Origin of the sequence: Bradyrhizobium sp. CCBAU 11386 (genome assembly GCF_028128955.1) — a bacterium.
In the GTDB taxonomy this organism is placed as follows: Bacteria; Pseudomonadota; Alphaproteobacteria; order Rhizobiales; family Xanthobacteraceae; genus Bradyrhizobium.
Genome location: NZ_LBKA01000008.1, coordinates 62,632 through 83,874 on the forward strand (window position 1 = coordinate 62,632; position 21,243 = coordinate 83,874).

General features: G+C 59.1%; 21 protein-coding genes and 3 pseudogenes. 14 read left to right on the forward strand and 10 right to left on the reverse strand.

Annotated features, from left to right (window positions below; translation table 11 throughout):
- Positions 1–8: 8 nt before the first annotated feature.
- The 4 genes from XI09_RS02795 to XI09_RS02810 all read left to right on the forward strand — a co-directional run bounded on the left by XI09_RS02795 (position 9) and on the right by XI09_RS02810 (position 4,440).
- Positions 9–794 carry a gamma-glutamyl-gamma-aminobutyrate hydrolase family protein gene (locus XI09_RS02795; protein WP_271565564.1) on the forward strand — a complete coding sequence of 262 codons (786 nt, stop codon included), beginning with the start codon at positions 9–11 and terminating at the stop codon, positions 792–794.
- 129 nt (positions 795–923) lie between these two features.
- Positions 924–1,826 (forward strand): DMT family transporter, encoded by a 903-nt coding sequence (locus XI09_RS02800; RefSeq protein ID WP_271565565.1) that lies wholly within the window; start codon positions 924–926, stop codon positions 1,824–1,826.
- Positions 1,823–3,103: an ATP-grasp domain-containing protein gene (locus tag XI09_RS02805; protein ID WP_271565566.1), complete on the forward strand. Its 1,281-nt coding sequence runs from the start codon at positions 1,823–1,825 to the stop codon at positions 3,101–3,103. Before XI09_RS02800 ends, XI09_RS02805 begins: the two co-directional genes overlap by 4 nt.
- The gene (locus XI09_RS02810) at positions 3,103–4,440 is read left to right on the forward strand and encodes a glutamine synthetase family protein (RefSeq protein WP_271565567.1); all 1,338 of its coding nucleotides are present in this window, start codon (positions 3,103–3,105) and stop codon (positions 4,438–4,440) included. Before XI09_RS02805 ends, XI09_RS02810 begins: the two co-directional genes overlap by 1 nt.
- Before the next feature lie 304 nt (positions 4,441–4,744).
- Here the strand turns inward: XI09_RS02810 and XI09_RS02815 are convergent, their stop codons facing one another.
- Complete coding sequence (locus XI09_RS02815; RefSeq protein ID WP_271565568.1) at positions 4,745–5,374, reverse strand: hypothetical protein; 630 nt, start codon at positions 5,372–5,374, stop codon at positions 4,745–4,747.
- A gap of 243 nt (positions 5,375–5,617) precedes the next feature.
- Between XI09_RS02815 and XI09_RS02820 the strand changes: the two genes are divergently transcribed.
- From XI09_RS02820 to XI09_RS02835, 4 genes and pseudogenes are all read left to right on the forward strand, one after another.
- Complete coding sequence (locus XI09_RS02820; RefSeq protein WP_271565569.1) at positions 5,618–5,995, forward strand: helix-turn-helix transcriptional regulator; 378 nt, start codon at positions 5,618–5,620, stop codon at positions 5,993–5,995.
- Positions 5,982–7,265, forward strand: a complete 1,284-nt coding sequence (locus XI09_RS02825; RefSeq protein WP_271565570.1) for a type II toxin-antitoxin system HipA family toxin — start codon at positions 5,982–5,984, stop codon at positions 7,263–7,265. Before XI09_RS02820 ends, XI09_RS02825 begins: the two co-directional genes overlap by 14 nt.
- Positions 7,266–7,278: 13 nt before the next feature.
- Positions 7,279–7,911: pseudogene (locus XI09_RS02830) on the forward strand (transposase); the annotation flags it as partial.
- Positions 7,911–8,255, forward strand: coding sequence for a hypothetical protein (locus XI09_RS02835; protein ID WP_271565571.1), 345 nt, complete (start codon positions 7,911–7,913; stop codon positions 8,253–8,255). The pseudogene XI09_RS02830 and the gene XI09_RS02835, both read left to right, overlap by 1 nt.
- Before the next feature lie 293 nt (positions 8,256–8,548).
- Here the strand turns inward: XI09_RS02835 and XI09_RS02840 are convergent, their stop codons facing one another.
- Together XI09_RS02840 and XI09_RS02845 are read right to left on the reverse strand one after the other, a co-directional pair.
- A complete protein-coding gene (locus tag XI09_RS02840; RefSeq protein WP_271565572.1) occupies positions 8,549–9,661 on the reverse strand; it encodes an IS110 family transposase in 1,113 nt (370 codons plus the stop codon).
- A gap of 201 nt (positions 9,662–9,862) precedes the next feature.
- Positions 9,863–10,069 carry a cold-shock protein gene (locus XI09_RS02845; RefSeq protein ID WP_271565573.1) on the reverse strand — a complete coding sequence of 69 codons (207 nt, stop codon included), beginning with the start codon at positions 10,067–10,069 and terminating at the stop codon, positions 9,863–9,865.
- Positions 10,070–10,154: 85 nt separating this feature from the next.
- Between XI09_RS02845 and XI09_RS02850 the strand changes: the two genes are divergently transcribed.
- The gene (locus XI09_RS02850; protein WP_271565574.1) at positions 10,155–10,928 is read left to right on the forward strand and encodes an IS5 family transposase; all 774 of its coding nucleotides are present in this window, start codon (positions 10,155–10,157) and stop codon (positions 10,926–10,928) included.
- A 114-nt stretch (positions 10,929–11,042) separates the two neighbouring features.
- On the opposite strand, the gene XI09_RS02855 is transcribed toward XI09_RS02850, so the two are convergent.
- Positions 11,043–11,450 carry a hypothetical protein gene (locus XI09_RS02855; RefSeq protein ID WP_271565575.1) on the reverse strand — a complete coding sequence of 136 codons (408 nt, stop codon included), beginning with the start codon at positions 11,448–11,450 and terminating at the stop codon, positions 11,043–11,045.
- Positions 11,451–11,790: 340 nt separating this feature from the next.
- The gene (locus XI09_RS02860; RefSeq protein ID WP_097670005.1) at positions 11,791–12,183 is read right to left on the reverse strand and encodes an avidin/streptavidin family protein; all 393 of its coding nucleotides are present in this window, start codon (positions 12,181–12,183) and stop codon (positions 11,791–11,793) included.
- 606 nt (positions 12,184–12,789) lie between these two features.
- On the opposite strand from XI09_RS02860, the gene XI09_RS02865 reads away from it, so the two are divergent.
- Both XI09_RS02865 and XI09_RS02870 read left to right on the forward strand, forming a co-directional pair.
- The gene (locus XI09_RS02865) at positions 12,790–13,032 is read left to right on the forward strand and encodes a hypothetical protein (protein WP_271565576.1); all 243 of its coding nucleotides are present in this window, start codon (positions 12,790–12,792) and stop codon (positions 13,030–13,032) included.
- A 185-nt stretch (positions 13,033–13,217) separates the two neighbouring features.
- On the forward strand, positions 13,218–13,739 hold the full coding sequence (locus tag XI09_RS02870) for a hypothetical protein (protein WP_271565577.1): 522 nt from the start codon (positions 13,218–13,220) through the stop codon (positions 13,737–13,739).
- Between the two features lie 115 nt (positions 13,740–13,854).
- On the opposite strand, the pseudogene XI09_RS02875 reads toward XI09_RS02870, so the two are convergent.
- From XI09_RS02875 to XI09_RS45660, 4 genes and pseudogenes are all read right to left on the reverse strand, one after another.
- Positions 13,855–14,286, reverse strand: a pseudogene (locus XI09_RS02875) (transposase); the annotation flags it as partial.
- Positions 14,287–14,725: 439 nt separating this feature from the next.
- Positions 14,726–15,592: a host specificity protein gene (locus XI09_RS02880; protein WP_271565578.1), complete on the reverse strand. Its 867-nt coding sequence runs from the start codon at positions 15,590–15,592 to the stop codon at positions 14,726–14,728.
- Positions 15,593–16,233: 641 nt separating this feature from the next.
- Positions 16,234–16,884, reverse strand: coding sequence for a transposase (locus tag XI09_RS45655; RefSeq protein ID WP_333939017.1), 651 nt, complete (start codon positions 16,882–16,884; stop codon positions 16,234–16,236).
- Between the two features lie 83 nt (positions 16,885–16,967).
- Positions 16,968–17,576: pseudogene (locus XI09_RS45660) on the reverse strand (transposase); the annotation flags it as partial.
- Positions 17,577–18,696: 1,120 nt separating this feature from the next.
- Between XI09_RS45660 and XI09_RS02890 the strand changes: the two are divergent.
- The gene (locus XI09_RS02890) at positions 18,697–19,149 is read left to right on the forward strand and encodes a matrixin family metalloprotease (protein ID WP_271565579.1); all 453 of its coding nucleotides are present in this window, start codon (positions 18,697–18,699) and stop codon (positions 19,147–19,149) included.
- Here the strand turns inward: XI09_RS02890 and XI09_RS02895 are convergent.
- Entirely contained in the window at positions 19,120–19,533 is a 414-nt protein-coding gene (locus XI09_RS02895) for a hypothetical protein (protein WP_271565580.1), read from the reverse strand. The genes XI09_RS02890 and XI09_RS02895 overlap by 30 nt on opposite strands.
- Here XI09_RS02895 and XI09_RS02900 point away from each other — a divergent pair, their 5' ends adjacent.
- On the forward strand, positions 19,534–19,806 hold the full coding sequence (locus tag XI09_RS02900) for a hypothetical protein (protein WP_271565581.1): 273 nt from the start codon (positions 19,534–19,536) through the stop codon (positions 19,804–19,806).
- A 324-nt stretch (positions 19,807–20,130) separates the two neighbouring features.
- On the forward strand, positions 20,131–21,222 hold the full coding sequence (locus XI09_RS02905) for a hydrogenase small subunit (RefSeq protein WP_271565582.1): 1,092 nt from the start codon (positions 20,131–20,133) through the stop codon (positions 21,220–21,222).
- Positions 21,223–21,243 lie beyond the last annotated feature (21 nt).

Consider the following 21,243-nt stretch of genomic DNA (forward strand, 5'->3'; position numbering starts at 1 on the left):
CCCGAGCCGTGGTCGGCGTCACCTCGAACCGTCTTTTGGTCGATGGTGTGCATCGCGACTGGTTGCGGCGCAAGTACGTGCAGGCACTCCATCGGCATGCGGGAGTGGCTTGCGTCATATTGCCGACGGTCGACGCCGAAGACGCGAGGGAGGAGATCGCCCCGGCGATCATGCGCCGGCTCGACGGCCTGGTGTTGACTGGTGATGAATCGAACATCGACCCCGCCGTCCTGAGAGCGCCTGCGTCCTTGACGGAAGCTGATCCGCAGGACGTTGAGGTTGGGATCCTTGACCGCCCGCGGGACAGGCTCTCTGCCGTAACCATAGAGAGCGCCATCGCGCTCGGAATGCCTATTCTGGGCATCTGCCGTGGGCTTCAGGAACTCAACGTCTATTTCGGCGGCACACTCCGCCCATCGCTTGCGGAGTGGAGGCCGGAAAGTGGCGCGATGCATGCCGAGAAGTCAGATCGTCCTAGAGACCGTCAGTACGACGCCGCGCACAGCGTCAGCATATGTTCCGATGGCGCGCTCTTTCCAGTCGCGCGGACGATCGAAGCGCAAGTCAACTCGCTGCACAATCAAGGCATCGAGGCGCTTGCCCCGGCGCTGAGGCGGGAGGCGTGGGCGCCTGACGGTCTGGTCGAGGCGGCTTCGGTCATTGGCGCGCCGACGCTGCAAATCGGTGTGCAATGGCACCCCGAATGGCACGTCTCAACCGATCTCCTCAGCAAGCAACTGTTCAAGGCATTTGGAGAGGCGTGTGTTGGGTACTGCCGAACTAAGAAGCACTAGAGGCGGATTGTGACATTTCAAACCAAACGTGGTCCGTGCAGGTCGAAACGAGAATCCCTCGGAGCCGATGTACGCGTCTGGTCCTGCGAGGGCCGTGCGCCGCCGCGCGGGCACAGGAAGAGTGCGCGATTGACGAATCGCTTCGCTCTAGGAGTTTTCTTTGTGGCGCTTTATGTCGTCGTGAGCGCGGCAGGCGAGGTTTATGCGGCATCGTATTTTCAGCAAGCAGATGTGTTCGTCGCGCTCCTGCTGTCCTTCGCTGTGATTTGTCTGACGTTCAATCTCCTGGCTCACCACGAGGGAGGCGAAGCAAGGGTGGCGAAATGGTCGCTCCTGATCTTCGTCGCGCTCAATGTCGTGACAGCGATCAGCTGGATCGGCCTGTTTATCGGCCTGAAATACGCTGAACCTGCGATCGTCGTCGCCTTTATGGTGGCGTTGGGGCCCACTGCAACAGTGTGGTTAAACGCACTGATCAGGCGCCAGGGCGCCCCTCCAGCATCCGATATTGTCGTGAGCGTTACGATCGCGACGATCGGGAGCTACATGATTTGGATCTCGGCCAGCGGCAACGCGGGTGTGGAGTGGGGGGCTCGATCGTCCTTTGGCATCGTCTTGGCCATCGTGGCCGGCCTATCGCTGGCCGTTACAAATATACTTGTTAAACTGCTGTTCGACCGTGGCTTTTCTGGCCGACAAGTGCTGGCGCATCGCTTTTATGGAACGATTCTCTTGCTGCTGGGACTGGTCGACCATTCATCTATGGTGATCGAGATCTCGCAGCATTGGTTTGCGATCGCAACAACTGGGCTGTCGACGATCATTGTTCCTTTGCTCTTGATCCAGCAGGGCATTCGCCGCCTAGAGCCCTTCACCGTCAACATGGTCCTGTCCACCGCCCCTATCATCACCTTCCTGTTCCAGTACTTCGATTCTCGCATCGTGCCTTCGTCACATACGTTCGTTGGAAATGTTCTCATTACGGCTGTCTCTGTCGGCAGCATCTACTTGCAGTATCGGAGATCCGCATGAAAGAACGGAACTGTGTAATCGTAGACGCATACTCTACCGGCCGCTACCTACCGGAAGAATTCAAGCGCTATGGAATTGGAACGGTGCATGCGATGTCGGCTGCACAGATTCCACCCATATTCCAATCGCATTTCAATGCGGATCTGTATGATGAAGTCATTCGCCCCAGCGAGCACATGGGGTATGACGACATCGTTGAATATCATCTTCAGGCTCTCCATGGTAGGGAATTGGAGTTCGTTATCGCGGGCTGCGAGACCGGAGTTGAGCTCGCCGATTCTTTGTCGGAGCGGCTGGGCTTACCTTCGAATGGCACCGCGCTATCGGCTGCTCGGCGTGACAAAGCGCGGTTGTCTTGCGCGCTGACCTCTGCAGGCGTGCGATCGATCAGACAAGTCGTGTCCGACAGTGCTGTAGAGTTCGCAAGCTGGAAGCGTGAAGCGAAGTTCGACGAGATCGTGATCAAGCCTCTGAACAGTACTGGTACCGAGGATGTATTCTTTTGCTCGACAGATGCTGATATTCAGCGGGCTATAAGCGCAATTGTCGGGAAGACGAACCGTGTCGGAGCGTTGAATCGCTTTGCCCTTGGGCAGGAAAAAATAAACGGCCAGCAATACACCGTAAATGCCGTCTCGATCGACGGGGAAGCCTTCGTTACGGAGGCCTGGACCTATGACACCGTTCCTATTCAGGGGGCATCATCGGTCTGCTCACTTGAGAGGTTGTTGGGGGGCAGCGAACCAATCGTTCAGGAGCTGTCCGACTACTTGGTGCGTGCGTTGCAGGCGCTTCAGATCGTCGACGGACCAGCTCATGCTGAGATCATTGTCGATCGTCGGGGGCCGGTTCTGGTGGACTTCGGAGCGAGGCTTCAAGGGACCATGTCGGCAAAAGCACGAACCATGGCGTTGGGGCACAACCATATGACGCTGACGGCCTGGCGCTACGCAGATCCCAAGAGCTTTGGTGAGTACATGAGGCTGCGCGGGCCATACAAGCGGCAAGCTCACGCACTATGCGTCTCGCTGATCTCCGATATGGGCGGTGTCGTTGTCGGTTACCCGGGACTCGAAGCTATCCGCAAGCTCCCGAGCTTCGCGGATGCCATTGCATTCGTTCCGATTGGTCAAGAGCTGGTTCCGACGATCGACTTGGCGTCGACACCAGGCATCGTTTATCTGGTGAATAGCGACTTGACGCAGCTTGAGGATGACTATGACAAGTTGCGAGCAATGCGGATGGATCAGGTGTTCGATTTAGTGGATCGCGACTAATGCCAACTAATGCCAGGTTGACCGGGGCGAATCCAGCCCGCGCGGCGATGATCGGCGTAAGCGACTTCGATGGCGTCCTGCGAGGCAAACACGTCTTAGGTGAAGATCTGTCGGATGGCGATAAAGTTATCAAGTTCTCTGAAGCGGTGCTGGCGTGGGATTGCTCGGACCGGGTCATTCCGGCCAGTTTCACGCAAAAGCCGCTATCAGCGTTCGGAGATGCTGATCTGCGTATTCTGTCAGGCACCGGCCGTTCAGTGTCTTATGTCGGCGATCAATATCTCTACCTGGCCGAGTTCACGGGCGCACATGAGAACATCTGCCCGCGCGGTATTCTGCGTAAGGTCCTGAGAAGGGCCGCTGATCACGGATACGGCTGCGCTGCCGGGTTCGAGTTTGAATTTATGCTGTTCAAGGAGAACGCCGACACAATTGAAGATAAGCCGTTCGGCGAATGGGCTCCTTTAACACGGGGCCCGTTCGGCTACTCGATTGCGCGCTCTGTCGCGCAACATGAGCTGTTCGATGAGATCTTGGCGCTTTGTGAGAAGGCTAGAATACCTCTCAGCGGACTGCACTTTGAAACGGGGCCTGGCGTGGTCGAAGCGTCACTTCGTCATTGTGATGCGCTGGAAGCTGCCGATCGAGCAACCATATTCAAGTCGATGATAAAAGCCTGGGCGCAAACGCGAGGCATGATGGCTACATTCATGGCCAAGGTTTCCGAGAAATGGCCTGGCCAGTCCGGCCATATTCACATCTCGATGTCCTCGGATGGTCAGAATGCGTTTTACGACAGCGATGCGTTCGGCAACGTCTCGAAGCTTATGAGGCAATTCATCGCCGGACAACTGGAATACATGAATGATTTCTGTGTGCTCGCAGCGCCGAACTTCAATAGCTACAAGAGATTGGTACCCGGCTGCTGGGCACCAATCTGTCCAAGCTGGGGAGTTGACAACCGCTCCTGCGCGGTTCGTGCGATTCCGGGAGATTCGTCGGCCCATCGCCTGGAGTATAGGCTGGCTGGCGCAGACGCGAACCCATATCTCGCGCTCGCATGTGCCATTGGTTCCGGAATACTGGGCGTCGAGACGGATGTGGCACTACCGGCTTCGATCGTCGGTGATGCAGGCGTGGAGATGTGTCGTCCGTCCGCGAGACTACCCCAAAGCCTATCAGAGGCAACATCACGGTTTGCACAGTCTCCAGCGGCCAATGATGTCTTCGGAGAAAGGTTTGTTGAAGCCTTTTCTTGCTCCCGCCGTTGGGAATGGGAAGCCGTTCAACATCGGGTCACCGACTTCGAACGTCGGAGGTACTTCGAGATCATTTAGCTTGAGCTCCTCGACAGTCTGCACCTCAGTCCTGTAAATGGCGCCGGAGAGCTGGTGCGACTATCCGTGCTGCCGATGTTAGACTTCAAGCAAATGTGGGTCACTCGTTAACTGTGCGGACCTTGGCGATTGCTCGAAGATGCGGCGCTGAGCAGGACGCTCTTCGCCAATTGGCAACTGGCGTCGGTTCCAGGATTCCTGATTGCTGACGATATCGAGCGAGCCATAGCCGCTTGCGACGGCGAAATCCGTTTCCACACGCATCGGCGCTGTTTGGGACGTACACATCCGGTCAAGCTTTCAATTACTCACAATTTCTGCCCAACGACGGCGCCCAACCCGATGTCAGTAAGGCGTGACAGTCCGCGCCACATAACCGTATTGCCGGGCGGGGGATCATTGGAGCGCGCGAGGTACCGCCGAGTCGTGCGATCTTGGTCAGGTAATGAGACAGTGATTTTTGTCGGAACGACCTTTGGCCTTTATCCTTTACAAGATGATCAAGCAGGTCGATCTCGATGTCGGACAGCGCAAGGCTCGGTGGCGCATCTGGAGCCGAGCGGTTGAGCATCGTCATCCAGAAGACCCGCCAACTCAGGATGCAAAAGACCGAGATCAGATTGGCAAGCCGTTGGGCGGTCCTGAGCTTCGACTCGTCAGCTTTGCAGCCCGATTTGAGGATCTTGTGGAACACATCGATTTTCCACCTCAGCGCATACCATTCGAGCTTCTCAATGGCGTCCTTGCGTGACTGAACGGGCAGGTCGGTGATCAGTTTCCACTCGATTTTCTTTCTGTTCTTCGGTGTCCCGCGTTCTTCGGCATGGATCACCGTTAATGTCAGCGCGAAATATCGCTTCTGCTTTCCGATCGGCGGGAGGACTCGAATCTTACGATTCGGATCTCGAGAGACATGAACGTGTAAGCGCTTCATCGTCTGTCGTTTCAGGCTGGGACTTTGGTGTGCTTCCGCCCGGGTTTGCAGGTGGCGGGGGTGCCTGGAGCTGCAGCAGTTTTCGTTCACAAACCCGAGTGGCGAGATCGGCTATACGCAGTCGGTTGATTGCGCTTCAAACTCGGGCTCCGCAAGGCAAGATGATCCATTAACGAGCCATATGAGTGGATTTGGTTCACAGATGGACCAGAACTTGACATGACCCTCGAGATTGGTTTATAAATGAGCCATACTAGCCACAATGGTCTATTAATGGATTGTGAGATGCCCAAGAAAACGAGACCATACTCTCGATATGCCAAGGATGCGGCTGTACTTCTGGGGCAGCTCATCCGCAAGGCCCGCATCGATCGCAAGATGACGACCGAAGAGCTCGCCGACCGGGCGGGCCTTTCCCGTGGACTCTTGCGACGTATCGAGAATGGCGATCTCGGCTGCACACTTGGCGCCGTTTTCGAAGCCGCCACCATCGCGGGCGTACCGCTGTTTGAAGCGGATGAACGCACGCTGACCAGCGCTCTCGCATCGAATTCGGCCGTGATGAGGCTACTGCCGAAAGCCGTCCATGCCCCGCGCGTGAGGCCCGATGACGACTTCTGACAAGAAGCCGGCCGAGGCCTTCGTATGGGTCTGGCTACCCGGTAAGACCACGCCGGTCGTGGCCGGCCGCTTGTTTGCCTCTGGCAATCAGTTCCTCTTCAACTACGGACAGACCTATCTCGCGCGCAACAACGCCATTGCGCTCTACGATCCGGAACTGCCGTTACGTCGTGGGGTCCTTCCCCTGACGCCGGGATTGATGATGCCTAATTGCATTCGCGACGCGGCTCCCGACGCCTGGGGACGTCGCGTAATCATCAACCGCAAATTCGGGAAGAGCAGCAAGGAGGTCGACGCTGCGGAGATCGACGAACTGACCTATCTTCTCGAATCTGGCTCCGACCGCATCGGAGCCCTCGATTTCCAGTCGTCGGCAGAAAAGTACGTGCCGCGGGAGGCTTCGGCTGCATCGCTCGAAGAACTTCAAGCCGCGACCGCGCTCGTCGAAAAGGGCCTGCCGCTGACGCAGGACCTCGATCGCGCGCTTCTGCACGGAAGCTCGATTGGCGGTGCCCGGCCCAAGACGATGATCACGTCGGACAGCAAGAAGTACATCGCCAAGTTCTCTTCACAGAACGACCTCTACAATGTCGTGAAAGCCGAGTTCGTGGCAATGCGGCTGGCCGCCAAAGCAGGACTTGCCGCCGCTTCCGTCGCTCTCGAGCGCGCCGCCGGCAAAGAGGTGCTGCTGATCGAGCGTTTCGATCGGCAGAAAGTCGATGACGGATGGCAGCGTCGCGTCATGGTATCAGCGCTGACCTTGCTCGGGCTCGACGAGATGATGGCGCGTTACGCAAGCTACGAAGACCTTGCGACTATTATCCGTCACCGGTTCACTTCGCCCAAGGAAACGCTCAAAGAATTGTATGGCCGGATGGTGTTCAATATCCTTTGCGGCAATACAGACGATCATGCCCGCAATCACGCCGGCTTTTGGAATGGAAAAGATCTCGCGCTGACGCCCGCCTATGATATCTGCCCGCAAGTCAGGACGGTCGGCGAGACAACCCAGGCAATGCTCATTGTCGGCGAGCAACGCACAAGCCAAATCTCCGTTTGCCTGAAGGCGGCGCCGCTCTTCCTGCTCGATACCAACGAGGCCACGGATCTCATTGCTCGACAGATCAGGGCGATCAAGACATTCTGGAATGACGTATGCGACGCCGCGTCACTTACAGAGGTCGATCGTAATTTCCTATGGGGGCGGCAGTTCCTGAACCCGTTCGCCTTCGTTGACGCTCCCGAAATACTCGCCAAACTCGTCAAATGACGTCGGGCTTGCGGCAACAATGAAGAGCGTCAAACCCAAGGACGGCTCGGGCGAGCCGCCGGCGCAAGGCGGCGGGCGCAATGCTGATGCGGACTCCCACGGCAAGAAACGCTCGAACGACACCCATGCTTCGACGACTGATCCCGATGCCAGGCTCTACCGCAAAGGTAAAGGCAAGGAGAGGAAGCTGTGCTTCATCGGGCATGGGCTGATGGAGAACCGCCACGGACTGCTGGTCGACGCCTGCCTGACGCGGGCCGACGGGCATGCCGAGCGAGTGGCCGCGCTGCACATGATTGAGCCTCGTGCCGACCGGCCGACAGCAATCACGCTTGGCGCCGACAAAGCCTACGACGCAGAGGACTTCGTCAACGAGCTGCGCTCGATGAACGTAACGCCGCATGTTGCGCAGAACACCAGCGGCCGCAGCTCTTCGATCGACGGGAGAACGACCCGGCACAGCGGCTATGCCGTCAGCCAGCGCATCCGCAAGCGCATCGAGGAGGCGTTCGGCTGGATCAAGACGGTCGCCGGTCAAGAGAAGACCAGCTTCCGTGGCCGTGATCGCGTCGCATGGGCCTTCACCTTCGCTGCCAGCGCCTACAATCTGGTGCGGCTGCCCAAACTGATAGCGGAGACCGGCTGATGGCCAAGGTGCCCGGCTTCGCCAAGGCCTTTGCCGGCCGCTGGCGCATCGTCGAAATGGACAACTGGGACAGCGACTTCCTCGATCTTGTCGAAGAGGCGCATCTCACCTTCGATGGCAAGTCCGACGGTGAAGTCGCCTTCGGTGCGCTGAGGGGCTTCCTCGACGTCCGCTACGGCGCGAGAGACGGTTCGCCCTGCGCGGAGTTCTCATGGGAAGGGCACGACGAGAATGACCCCGTCTGCGGTCGCGGATGGGTTATCATCGGCACTGCTGGCAGGCTCGTCGGCCATTTCTACATACACAATGGCGACGATTCAGGCCTCGTTTGCGAACGCGGCTGAGTTCTTCAACAGCCTGCTCTCATGTTTGCTGTCAAGGGACTCGATCAAGCGGAGCCGCTTCCGGCTGAGCGCCCGGACGCTGGACTTCGAAGGTGCCCACGGTAGGAGGCAGGGCCAAAGACGACGGTTGATCAAGCTCTCATGCGCGGGTTGGCTACCGCATGACCGTGGTTTCGTCTTGGGGCTGCCTCGGTCTAGAGGGCGAGCGTCGGCAATGCCGGCTCATAACAGGCCACGAGGATTCCCCACCGCGCCCTGCCTCCTGCCCTGGGCACCGATATGGTCGGCGCTCTTCAGGCGGCCGACCCGAGTTGTACTTGACGAGTGATCGCCCACAGGAAGCCGACCATCTCACGTGCAATGGCGGTGGTGACGATCACCTTGGGTTTGCCGGCCGCCGACAAGCGCCGATAGCGAGCGCATAGCCTGACCTGGGCCTTCCAGGCGATATCGCGGATAACTTGAGGCAGGCGCTCGTTACGGTCATGGAGCTTGCGACTGACGCGGGCTTGCATGCGATAGGTCCATGCCCCCTCAATCAGAGCCCGCCTGGCCAGAGCGTTGCCAGCCTTGGTGATGTTGCCGCGTCGGATGGTTGCGCCGCTCGAATACTCCGACGGCACGAGGCCGAGAAAGGCCATCAACTGGCGAGGATTGTCAAAGCGAGAGAAGTCGCCAACCTCGGCAACCACCGTCACGGCAACGATGAAGGCGATGCCGCGCATGGCCTGCACGGCCTCTACGATTGGCGTCATCGACCATTGTGGCGCCAGCTCCTCGATCCGCTTGGTCAAGCAGTCCACGCGGGCCTCAGCGTCGGTTACGGCATGAATGTAGTCCTGCAGAACGATTTGGCTCGCCGGGTGATCGAAGCGCACCGTGGTGAGCCAGCGACGATAAGCCAGAGTCCACCCCCTCTTCCCGGCATAGATGCGCCCATGTCGCAGCAGGAAGCCTTGGAGATGTTGCCGCGCCTTGCCGAGCACACGCATCGCCGTGGCGCGGGCTCTCACCAAGTCGCGCATGGCCTCATGCGCTGCATCCGGAACCCACACGGCTGTCAGTTCGTCGCTCCGGTGCAGCTTGGCCAGCATCGCCGCATCGCGCCGGTCGGTTTTTACCCGATCGCCGGCTTTCATCGGGATCAGCGAGGGAGCCACCACGATGCAGTTGTGCCCCAGTCCCGTCAGTTGTCTATACAGGCCATATCCGCAGGGCCCGGCTTCGTAACAAAAACTTACCTGCCGGTCACCCTTGCCAAGCTTCTTCGCCAGTTTGGCGATTTGATCGGCGCGATTAGGGATGATCCCCAAGTTACGAACTTCTCCGCCGCGCATCGCTTCGGCCACTGCAACCGAAATCGTCGCCTTGTGCACATCCAGCCCCACGAAAATGCTATCGTTCATCAGGCCCGCTCCCCATGCTTGAGGCTCGGCGCCGGACCATCCGGCGCAACCCTCGATAGGAGCTTGCCGCGGGGCGGGCCGCCCGTCACCTCAGAAGGCAAACATAGGGTCTAGCTAGCTCTCGACCCCAGGGATGATCGCTTGAGCCGCGCAGGCATTGCTCGGCTTACACAGCGACGGCCGCGAAGCTGATGGCGCAAATCAACCAAAACGCAGATTTTCTGCGGACACCTTACCCGAGCTACCCATCTTGACATCGAAGCTGATCCGCGCCCCCTCCGCAAGAGCGGTGTAGCCGGCCTTCTCGACTGCTCTGATGTGCACGAATACGTCGGCTCCCCCATCATCCGGCTTAATAAAGCCGTAGCCCTTCGTCGCGTTGAACCACTTTACTATACCGGTTGCCACTACAATATCTCCATGCAAACGACCGCGATCTATCTAGAGCCTATCTCAAAATTGAAGATCAGCGTCGATCGGCTATAAAGGAAAGATGATTCGGCTGACGGACGAGCAATGGGAGCGCATCCGGAAACACTTTCCGGATGAGCACCTTGCCGACGGCCGGCCGGGCCGGAAGCCGATTGCGACGCGTCAAGTTCTCGAAGCCGCTCTTTGGATTTTGAACACGGGCGCGCAGTGGCACATGCTGCCTCAGTGCTATCCGAACTATAAGACCGTACATCGTCGCTTTCAGAACTGGTGTCGCAATGAAGTGTTGCGACGCGTTCTGACCGATATCGCCAACGAACTTCGCGAGAAAGGCTTGCTCGACGAAGAGGAGTGTTTCATCGACGCGGCCTTTGCGATGGCCAAAGGCGGCGGTGCAGAGATCGGCCCAACGAGGCGCGGAAAGGGCTTAAAAATCATGGCGATTGTGGATCGCCGCGGTTTGCCGCTTTCAGTGAGCACGCATGCCGCGAACCATCACGAAGTGCGCTTGGTACAGCTCTGCTTCGACTTCTACATGATCGAGGCCAAGCCAGAGAACCTGATCGGTGACCGCGCCTATGACAGCGATGCGCTCGACGATGAACTGCGGTCACAAGGCATCGAGATGATCGCGCCACACCGTTCAAACCGAGTGAGGTCGCTCACCCAGGACGGCCGCAGGCTCCGTCGTTATACTCGGCGTTGGCTGGTCGAACGCTTCTTCGCCTGGATCCAGTGGCGGCGGCGCCTGCTGGTCCGCTGGGAGTTCTATCCGCAAAACTTCCTCGGCTTCGTCCAGCTCGCTTGCCTGCTGATCCTGTTTCGACAATTTTGAGATAGGTTCTAGTGTTCGCAGAATGATCAAGACCCTCTTCGTAGGTCGCGTGCGATGTTGCCCCGCCGCTCACTATTGAGCGACATCGTCATCGCGATGAGCTTCACAGAGCCGTTAGGCCGATCGATCGTCCCGCGTCCTCGGCTGTTTCTGGCCGTGACGCCTGCGGCTGGCGCTGCGGCGTTGCAGCGCGGGTGGAAGAACGGGAAGCTTACTTGCGAGAGGCTTCTCACGCGATCCTTCGAGCGCTCGCTCTTGAGTGGTCGGCATGGCCATCTGTTCCAGCGAACCAAGAAAGGCCCTGCCTTTTTCCGTTATGATCCACTGTCCGGATTCTCGCGCAACCAGCTTCTGTCCGAAAATATTGAGATCCGGGGCCCGCTCTGCCAATCGCTTCATACGAGCCGTCCACTCCGGGCCGCTGGTGTAGAATACCGCCAGGTAATCCTTCAGGACAGCGAGACTCGCACGGCCCTCCGGTTGGCCGGCGAGAATCTTAAGTATCGAGAGCTGAAAACTCACATTCGTTAACCAAACGCAGTGGCACGATCGTCGCACACATTAGCGGCCCCTAGCGGACCCCGCGCTGGGCTTCAAAACAAGAACCTGAAAACAAATGCTAAAGCACGGATCGTCCGACAAGTTTGGACGCAAGCTTATACTGTCCTTTCGGATCTGGGGAGGCCCTTCGATGCAATTCCTCGGCCGTTCCAACAGGGCTTGCGGGAAGCATCGAACCTGCTGATCGTGGACAGCCCAGAGCATTGCGAAACGGAGCTTACGCGTCTCAAAGAGACGCAGGCCGAAACTCGCGAGAGCGAATTGTCGATCTAAGGTCGCCACGTTGCAAGAAGATTGAAAACTACCATACGCGCGTGAATGTATCCGCGCCCTTCAACTTGCCGGGCTTTCCGTTCTTATCAACGTAGAACAGCGTCCATGACGTTGGCATTTGAGCCCCGTTAATTTTTCCAACCCACCGGGTGAACGAATTGCACTGGGCAAAAGTAACAACAAAATACAGTCCGGTTGGACCGACTGCTCCCGATGCAGGATAAGGGATACCCTGGCAAGCAAACCCTTGAGCATGGTTCGTGAAAGTCCCTTGGATTGCCCTGCCATTAGTGGACCAAACATACAGCTCTGAACCCCGTTCATTCTTCCAGTATGAGGGAGCAGGAAGCCCCTGCGCCCTGGCCTCGGCGAAAAGCAAGAAGAACTGAGCGATCAACAAAAATCCCAGAAATCTCTTCATATTGAAGCCCCAAAAGAGTTCGCTTAGAAGTCGCATCTTGGATCACTAATTTGGTGCAACTTGAGGTGACGTTCGCTGCTGTTATCCCGTATTCGGCAACGGAATGCGGCGCAAAAGCGCAAGATCATGCTGGATCGCGGCGAAGGCGGTGTCCCTCGATTGCTTCCCCGCGTCGGTTCGCCTGGGCGGCCGAGCTCCGAGCTGATGCTCGGTTATTGTGAGTGAGGCGCGCTTCCCATGAGCTCCATCGTCCGCGGACATACGCAGACCAGAGGGCATTGCCCACAGCTGTATCGAGTCGGGCAACCTGCGCCAGGCATATCCATTCCGGTGATTGCTAGTGTCCCCACAGCGGCACCTTCGTTCCGCCGTCGATTGCGGCCGCTTTCACTCAACTTCACCGAACATGGCTAAGAAATAACGATGGCATCTTCCAGAGGTTGCCAGATCTGGGAATCACGAGCATTGCGGCGACACACAGTCGATACGTGCCGATTTAAATCGCGATCCTGAAGGGCTGCTATTTGGTCCTTTCCAGGACGCTGTGATTTCCGAGTCTATGTTCGACGGGACATCGATTTATCAGGAGCGGCCGGACCCAACGCCGTGATCGCGTTCGAGCGACGGGGCTTCCGGGCAGTTTCCAATGAACCGTTTGCCGGCGGCAGGAAACACTACAGCGCTTCGACCAAGGCGTTGCAGATCGAATTGCGCTTCACAACCTATATGGATTGCGGTCGTATCGATGATCCTGTCCGGCCAGAGATCGACAACGCGCGGCTCCAATTTTTGAAGCCCCGCCTTCGTGGTACGCTCACGGAGATGGTTGATCGATGGTGCCGAATCTAGAAGAACGCTTCACCTGCAGCTGCGTGCCGACCTCCAATCGCGACATCGCACCGCGATTGCTGACATGGCGATGGCGAGATTGCCGGGGAAATTGCGGTCAGCACCCGGATCTCGCCGCAGCTCTTGACCGTTGCGAGTTATCCCGTCAACGAGAAAGGCCGATGAATGGGAATGACAGGCTGAGGATGACGGATGTGATTGATCAAGCGAACGCCTCGGAGTTGCCGCCCGTCTTGCACAAATCGCCAAGGCGCGCTTCTTGGATTCTAGCGCTCGTGGTCATCTCCGTTGGTCTGTGCGCCGGGGCAGCCTACTATTGGAGTAACATCGAGACAGTTTTCGCGACGTCATCGGCGCATGAGCATGTCCCGATTACAGGCTTGTCACCTGAGGATAGGGAAGCTCTCCTCCAGATTCGATCAGGACAACAGAAGGCGAGCGATGAGATCGCAGAGCTCAATCGCAACATCGGTGCCCAGCAAACCGATTTGAAGCGGATGGCGGACCAGATCGAGGCGCTCACGGCGAGGATCGAATCTTTGCAGAAATTGCCCGTTCCCGCCCCTACGCCCCCTGTTCCTTCTCCGCCGGCCGCCCATTCCGCTTTGAAGCCGGCCAAGCGAGTGGTCCAACCTTCTAAACCAGAAGGGCCAATCTCAATCGGGGGCGCGCCGCTGATCCCGGAGCGAGGTACTGACCAGCGTTGATGCAGACGACGACTTTGTCGTCGACTGCTTTCGTTGTGGCAACGCTCCCGGCCTTACGAGCCCTTGACCATGGCTCGCTTGATGGATCTCGCGCCTAAAGCCCGCGCGGAGATGAATAGCTATCCATCCATGCGTCGACCAAAATGTAGGTCAGTCGGATCACGTCGCGCAGGCGCGGCGCATTCTCCAGGCGTGACAGTGTCGGTTGGGAACAAAGATCGCGACCGCTGTCCGGCAGCCGTCCGCAGGCCAGCTTGAATGCGGGATCGGACCGCAGATGATCGAGGTCGTCGGCGTCCTCGTAGCCGCAGCAGATCGCGAACATGCGCGCGCGGAACATATCGACCAGGCTGTGCACGACCCGCCTCGGATCGCGCCGATCCGGGAACACCCGGGCCAAATTGTCGGCCAAACCAAGACGCCGCTCGGCCATCGCCAGAAGCATCACGCCCCCATTCGAGATTAGGCGCCCACCATCGAAGGCAGCTGTGACTTTCTTGGCGTGAACGGCCGGAAACGAGAAGGGCGGAATCGTATCGTCGGTCATGGCGGACGTGGCGTTCGCGGTTGAAGGTGATGGGTTGCAACCGAATCCTACGCCGTATCAGCGCTTTACACCACGCTCGCCAGCCCCTCAGGCGCACGCTTTCGAATAAGACGGGCTAGCTCGACGCTGAAGAAGATGGTCAACGGCGAGTTCGACTTGCGCCGTCTGAACGACGTCACCCAACAGCTTCTCGAGTCCAAGCAGATCGAGCAGCGGTTCGCCTCGACCAAGACCGGCGGTCGCCCCTCGCATCGGTGGTTCGCACTGTGATGGAGCGGAGTGCCTTTTTACATTACTTTCTGAATAGGATAGGCAGGCGAATGGGGCGCACGCTGCTAACGTACGCCCCCCTCGTTTAACGCTAGGACCTTCGCGGCGCCGCGTCCATTCACGAAACAGCCGTTATTTCCTGCCCAGGTCTCTCTTTATTGCGGCTGTTCTACTCCATGCGCAATCCTGCGAAGTACTGGTGCAAGAGGGCTGATGGATCACCACCTGAAGAGGTCGTTTCGGCACTTTCGACACTTGCTTCAGAAGCGGTGTCACTAGAAGCGGTGTCACTATCCTCGACCTTAGTAAGATACTTCGTAGGTTTGTCTACTCGCTGCCACTCGTTGCTCTCGTTCTTCGTCCACACTTCGGGATGCTGGTTAGGATCAAGCGCCCAATCATTACCACCCATGTGGACAAAACCCATTTTTTTCAGACGGGGTTCCATGCCCTCCATGCCAGGACGTGACAAGACCAAGGGATGGTCGCCGTCCAGTCGCAGTTGATGCTCCAGCAGAATATCGCCCGCGTTATCGACCAACGGATGAGTAACCCGAAGCTCAACCACGGACGTGATATCGTTGCGTCCAAACTGTTGCCAAAACTGCTCCCCCTCGATTTGAGTCGGCCCACCTGCTTTTAAAAGCCCGACGGTTTCGTCACCTAACTGATAGCTGTAGAATCGTCCTGGCTTGATTGAATATTCGGGAGTGTTGAGGTAGCCTCCAGCAACCGCTCCTGTGCGCCAAGCCTTCTCGGACACGTGATCCGAGTACTCTTCTGGGTTACCGGCGATGTGCCTGATGTCGCCGCCCAAAAATCTCCTCAGTCCGTTTTCGAAGGAATTTTGATCGATCTCTATGATCGGCGGCTTGGAAGCCAGAGAGTATGGCGTCGTTGTCACCGACGACGACGTACCGGGCTCCATGCCCGCAACTGTGTCCGCAAATCGGGGACTCTCTCCCTCATCTCCAGATTCATCAACATGGCTGGCGCTTCCAGGCTGGCTGGACGATCCGACGATTCTACCATACATCAGATTCGCTCTCCTCTCGGCACAATTGCACGCTGGAGCTCGTGCCGCGCAAGCTCCGCGCGGAGGAGGATATACAGCTTGGCTGACCACAACCTGACGCATAGGCGGCCAATTTAGGCTCATTCCCAATCCTCAAGGGAGCAGTGCAAACAAATAAATAAAGAGTGCTCCGTGAAAAACGCGGACGAGCGATGATTTAAGCAATCTTTTGAGCCGGGACAGTTTCGGCGAAGGCACGGATGATGGCACGTCTGCGGGCCATCGCAGGAGCAGGCCGAAGTTGTAGCCGGCCGACTCGCTCTTCAAGTCGCTCCCGCAAAAACATGGCGAGCCAAAGCACCTAAGCCGTACAATATCGCGCACGGTACGCTACTGCCGACCACCATGATGACCAGATAGCGCCGCGCTCTTTAAGGCCAACGCCCGCAGCGCGTGGATTGACCAAGAAGAAAAGGACGGTCGCTGCCGCGCCTAGCCCGTCCTATTCGTGAGAGTGCGGCTTTTTAGTCCGATTGATGCGGCCGCACATCTTGTCTGACGAGGCGCACAGGATTGCCTTCGGCTATTCACCGCCTGACGACCCGTACTTTGCAACGCGCTTGAGGGATGGGGTGGGCGAACGGGGGCGCACGCCCCGCCGGTCAAGGACCGAGCGGCAGCAGCGCGCCTGGCAAGCCGCGGATCAGGTCGGCTTCGGGACATGCCGCGGCGAACGCAAGGCGAATGCGGCTCGTGGTCTCGACGACACGGGCAGCGATTTTCAAGAGCCGAAGACGCAGCGTCGCGAACTCGGCAGCGGCCAATTCCCGGACTTTGGGAATCGCCTCGCGCACGGTCAGCATCAGCCAATAAGCGGCCGTATGGAGCACGAGACGGACCTGGTTGGCGAGCGCCGAACGGCAGCTGGTGCGGTCGGAGGCGAGCTGCGTCTTATGCAGCTTGATCAGATTCTCGGCTTGGCCGCGCGCGCAATACAGGCTGTCGTAGATCCACTCGGCCGAACCGACATCGAGGCTGGTGACGACGAAGCGGATGTCGAGGCCGAGCATCGTCGCCTCGATACGGGCGACCATGCGCCGTTCGCGATCCCAGGACTTTGCCTTGTGGCGCGTCTCGGTATAGCCACGCAGAACCGGCAGGTTCTCGATGGCGCGTCGCGTGCGGATGTCGTCGGCGACCTCGTCGACTTTTCTGGCGAGCGGCTTGGTGCCGGACAGACCGAAGATGTAGTCGATGCCCGTTGGTCTCGCACCACGCCATTGCCTCCGGCCGGGCATAGTGTCCGTCGCCACGGAACGTAATTCGCGTGTTGTGCCATCGCGTGCGGATGCCGTACCAGGCGGCGCAGATGGCCACGCACCTCGACGCCGCCCGGCGTCTTGCCGGGCCGCAGCACGACCGCCACGGGCCGGCTCTTCTCCGTGTCGTAGACGTGGATCGGCAGAAAGCAGCGTTCGTCATAATGAGCGTTGAACAGCGAGAGCTGCTGATGGCCGCGGACGACGTCGCAGGTATCATCGATGTCGAGCGTGACGGATGCCGGCTGGTGGGGGTAGCTATCCATCCATGCATCGACCAAAATGCAGGTCAGTCGAATCACGTCGCGCAGGCGCGGAGCATTCTCCAGCCGCGACAGCGTCGGCTGGGAACACAAATCCCGGCCCGCGTCCGGCAGCCGTCCGCAGGCCAGCTTGAATGCAGGATCGGACCTCAGATGATCGAGGTCGTCGGCGTCCTCGTAGCCGCAGCAGATCGCGAACATGCGCGCGCGGAACATATCGACAAGGCTGTGCACGACCCGCGTCGGATCGCGCCGATCCGGGAACACCCGGGCCAAATTGTCGGCCAAACCAAGACGCCGCTCGGCCATCGCCAGAAGCATCACGCCCCCATTCGAGATTAGGCGCCCACCATCGAAGGCAGCTGTGACTTTCTTGGCGTGAACGGCCGGAAACGAGAAGGGCGGAATCGTATCGTCGGTCATGGCGGACGTGGCGTTCGCGGTTGAAGGTGATGGGTTGCAACCGAATCCTACGCCGTATCAGCGCTTTACACCACGCTCGCCAACCCCTCAGGCGCACTCTTGCGAATAAGACGGGCTAGCTCGACGCGGATACGGGGCGGTCATATGTGGAATTTCAGTCGAGCCGCGGCTTGCGTTGGTATTTGCCTCGCCATGGGCGGGTGTACCAGTCTGTATTATATTCATGAACCGCAGACAGGCGTGATCACGGCCGGTGGGCTGCCGTATTTCCTCAAGTCGATCCGATGTGAGGTCGTGACTTTCTACCAGATCGAACGGGAGAGGCGGAAGGAATACCTCAAAATCTAGAAGTCACGCCCTGAAGAGGCCTTCGACAGGTACGCTCATTTCGACATTGATCCGTTCCTGTATGGCACTTTCTTCCTGGAGTTGAAGGTGACCGATACGGGCGGGCTCGGCTCCGGTACAGCGTTTGATTACAAACGGATTCTGAGCGCGACCAGTAGTGAAATCACCCATGGGGTCCCACTGCTTCAGCCCAGGATACCTATGACCTGATCTGGTCATTCCTGATGAAACAGAACGCACAACTTGCGTCCGATACGACGCCAGCGGCCGCGGGACCGGCAACGTATGAGCGCGGCTGCTATCATGGAACGCCGGCGGACCTGATCGAGCTCGAGGGGCGTGCTGAGAACAAGTACCCGGACCGAGCCGCCTATAAGCGCATCATTGTCGACGCGTCCAAGCCACTGGCAGCCTGGTTGCGGGACAACGCTATTCTCATCGCCGCTAACAATCTCACGCCGGCGATGCCTACCGAGAGCGCGGAGCCGGCGCAAATGACATACACTTTTCTCCATCCAGGCTTGGATCAAAGGATAATCCGATTTACACGGCTCCCTCGCCGGGAGGAGAGAAGTCGCAGGAATTCCCGGGAGGCGCCGGACGCCGTACGGGCGCCGGACCCCGGACAAATGGATTCATCGTGGCGCCGGTGCCTGTGTTCCCGCCGACCCCAACCCCGACGCGGTAGGACAATGGTCCGCCTCTGGTTACCCAGACTCTTGATCTCTTGGGGCGCAAATGCTCGCCTGCGCTTCCGTCGGGCGTGTCCGAAATGAAGTTGTACGGCACGGTCATTCGCGGCTCGAAATGGGAGATCAAGGAAATCCCCGGCTGCTGGGAGAATCTGCAGCCGAAGGATCAAAAGTATGGCGACCTGGTTCGAAAAGTGGTTGCGGAGACCTGGCAGACTGCGGCGCACGGCGGCGTGTGGTTTTCGAAGACCTGGCCGTTGTGTACCGACGGCGCGCCCGGTGTGCACGTGCGGGTCGCTGACGAGGGCGCTCACACCGACGTCGTCGGAAAATACCTTGACCGCAAGCCATCGGGCATAACTCTCAATTTCAGTTTCAATCATTGGAGCAAAGGCTGTCGAGATAGACGCGAGTTCTGCATTCGTGCGGTTGCGGTCCACGAATTCGGACATGCGCTTGGTTTCACGCATGAACAGAACCGCGACTGTCCGGCACTATCATGGCTATCGGCCATGGCGACCGACAACCGGTGAGGCGAGCCAGAGGGCGCCTCCTGACAAGAGCACCACCGGTGCCGAGGTCGTGATCAACCCCCCCCCCCCCCCCCCCCCCCCCCCCCCCCCCCCCCCCCCCCCCCCCCCCCCCCCCCCCCCCCCCCCCCCCCCCCCCCCCCCCCCCCCCCCCCCCCCCCCCCCCCCCCCCCCCCCCCCCCCCCCCCCCCCCCCCCCCCCCCCCCCCCCCCCCCCCCCCCCCCCCCCCCCCCCCCCCCCCCCCCCCCCCCCCCCCCCCCCCCCCCCCCCCCCCCCCCCCCCCCCCCCCCCCCCTACTTCGCCACGAATCGCGTGGTGATGGGCGGGCCTGGTCTCGAATTGAGCCAGATCTCCTATGCTCGTTCTGCCACCAACACCTTTGGCCACGTGACGGTCAGTATTCCGGTCGTTCACAAGATGGGCGAAGTGGAGACGCCGAAGACGAGCTGGTTTGGGCTACGCAAGGAGGCGGAAGACGACAGAAAGCATTTCCGAATCCAGAAGCTATATCGTCTTTCTCGCGAAGAGTTCGCCTCCGCTACCGCAAATCCTGCCGATGGCATGATGCTCTTTGTGCATGGCTACAACGTCGGTTTTTCCGAGTCCCCTGTCTGCCGCCTTTGCTTCATCCGTGGTTACATCCTTGCCGGTGATGGTTAGTTGTTTCCCACAACAATGCGTGTTCTGTGAGAGGGCTTCCGGTCCTAAACCTCCATTAAACCTGCATCTTAACCAGCGTCGAGTATGGTGTGCACCGCGCACTAAGAAAGTATTTCCGGCGAGAGGCCGGAAACTTCCTTGCCGGCTGCAAATCGAATTGTTTCCGCTCCTCGTGTTGTCGGTGTCCCCGCGTACCGTTCATGAGAGTGATTCAGATCAGCAACGTTCTGGAATCCCTTCACTTTTGAATCGCTCCCGGCTGTTGGCCTGCTTCTTGCTGTCCTTGGCGTCATCGACAAGTCAAAGCCGAAGACGGGACGATTCATGGGCGCGGCGACGGAAACATTCTACAGCGTGATCAGGCGGCAAGGCATCACGCGCAGGAGCTTTCACAAGTTCTGCAGCCTGACGGCGACGAGCCTGGGGCTCGGGCCGCTCGCGGCGAGCCGCATTGCCAACGCGCTCGAGACCAAGCCGCGCGTGCCCGTGATCTGGATGCACGGCCTCGAATGCACCTGCTGTTCCGAGAGCTTCATTCGCTCCGCGCATCCGTTGGTCAAGGATGCGGTGCTGTCGATGATCTCGCTCGACTACGATGACACCATCATGGCGGCAGCCGGTCACCAAGCTGAAGCCATCCTCGAGGAAACCCGCGCCAAGCACAAGGGACAGTACATCCTCGCGGTCGAAGGCAATCCGCCGCTGAACGAAGGTGGCATGTTCTGCATCGACGGCGGCATGCCGTTCGTCGAGAAGCTGAAGATGATGGCCGAGGATTCGATGGCGATCATCGCTTGGGGCGCCTGCGCGTCCTGGGGCTGCGTGCAGGCGGCAAAACCCAATCCGACCCAGGCGACGCCGATCGACAAGGTCATCACCAACAAGCCAATCATCAAGGTGCCGGGATGCCCCCCGATCGCCGAAGTGATGACTGGCGTCGTCACCTTCATCACGACCTTCGGCAAGCTGCCCGAGCTCGACCGCCAGGGCCGGCCAAAAATGTTCTACTCGCAGCGCATTCACGACAAGTGCTATCGGCGGCCGCATTTCGATGCCGGCCAGTTTGTTGAGGAATGGGACGACGAGGCCGCCCGCAAGGGCTACTGCCTCTACAAGATGGGCTGCAAGGGCCCGACCACCTACAACGCCTGTTCGACGGTGCGCTGGAACGGCGGAGTGTCGTTCCCGATCCAGTCAGGTCACGGCTGCATCGGCTGCTCGGAGGACGGCTTCTGGGACAAGGGCTCGTTCTACGATCGTCTCACCAACATCAAGCAGTTCGGCATCGAGAAGAACGCCGATCAGATCGGCATGGCGGCAGCCGGCGCCGTCGGCGCCGCGGTGGCCGCGCATGCGGCTGTGACCGCGGTGAAGCGGCTCGCCAGCAAGCGCGAAGACGCCGATCACAACAGCTAAGCGACAAAGACACACTAGGGC

Excerpts from the sequence above, each read along its gene's own strand:
- XI09_RS02870 (WP_271565577.1), top strand. The coding sequence starts at position 13,218 with ATGACGGATGTGATTGATCAAGCGAACGCCTCGGAGTTGCCGCCCGTC.
- XI09_RS02840 (WP_271565572.1), bottom strand. The coding sequence starts at position 9,661 with ATGAACGATAGCATTTTCGTGGGGCTGGATGTGCACAAGGCGACGATT.
- XI09_RS02825 (WP_271565570.1), top strand. The coding sequence starts at position 5,982 with ATGACGACTTCTGACAAGAAGCCGGCCGAGGCCTTCGTATGGGTCTGG.
- XI09_RS02820 (WP_271565569.1), top strand. The coding sequence starts at position 5,618 with ATGAGCCATACTAGCCACAATGGTCTATTAATGGATTGTGAGATGCCC.
- XI09_RS02810 (WP_271565567.1), top strand. The coding sequence starts at position 3,103 with ATGCCAACTAATGCCAGGTTGACCGGGGCGAATCCAGCCCGCGCGGCG.
- XI09_RS02890 (WP_271565579.1), top strand. The coding sequence starts at position 18,697 with ATGAAGTTGTACGGCACGGTCATTCGCGGCTCGAAATGGGAGATCAAG.
- XI09_RS02880 (WP_271565578.1), bottom strand. The coding sequence starts at position 15,592 with ATGTATGGTAGAATCGTCGGATCGTCCAGCCAGCCTGGAAGCGCCAGC.
- XI09_RS02835 (WP_271565571.1), top strand. The coding sequence starts at position 7,911 with ATGGCCAAGGTGCCCGGCTTCGCCAAGGCCTTTGCCGGCCGCTGGCGC.
- XI09_RS02860 (WP_097670005.1), bottom strand. The coding sequence starts at position 12,183 with ATGAAGAGATTTCTGGGATTTTTGTTGATCGCTCAGTTCTTCTTGCTT.
- XI09_RS02850 (WP_271565574.1), top strand. The coding sequence starts at position 10,155 with ATGATTCGGCTGACGGACGAGCAATGGGAGCGCATCCGGAAACACTTT.
- XI09_RS02815 (WP_271565568.1), bottom strand. The coding sequence starts at position 5,374 with ATGAAGCGCTTACACGTTCATGTCTCTCGAGATCCGAATCGTAAGATT.
- XI09_RS02805 (WP_271565566.1), top strand. The coding sequence starts at position 1,823 with ATGAAAGAACGGAACTGTGTAATCGTAGACGCATACTCTACCGGCCGC.
- XI09_RS02905 (WP_271565582.1), top strand. The coding sequence starts at position 20,131 with ATGGGCGCGGCGACGGAAACATTCTACAGCGTGATCAGGCGGCAAGGC.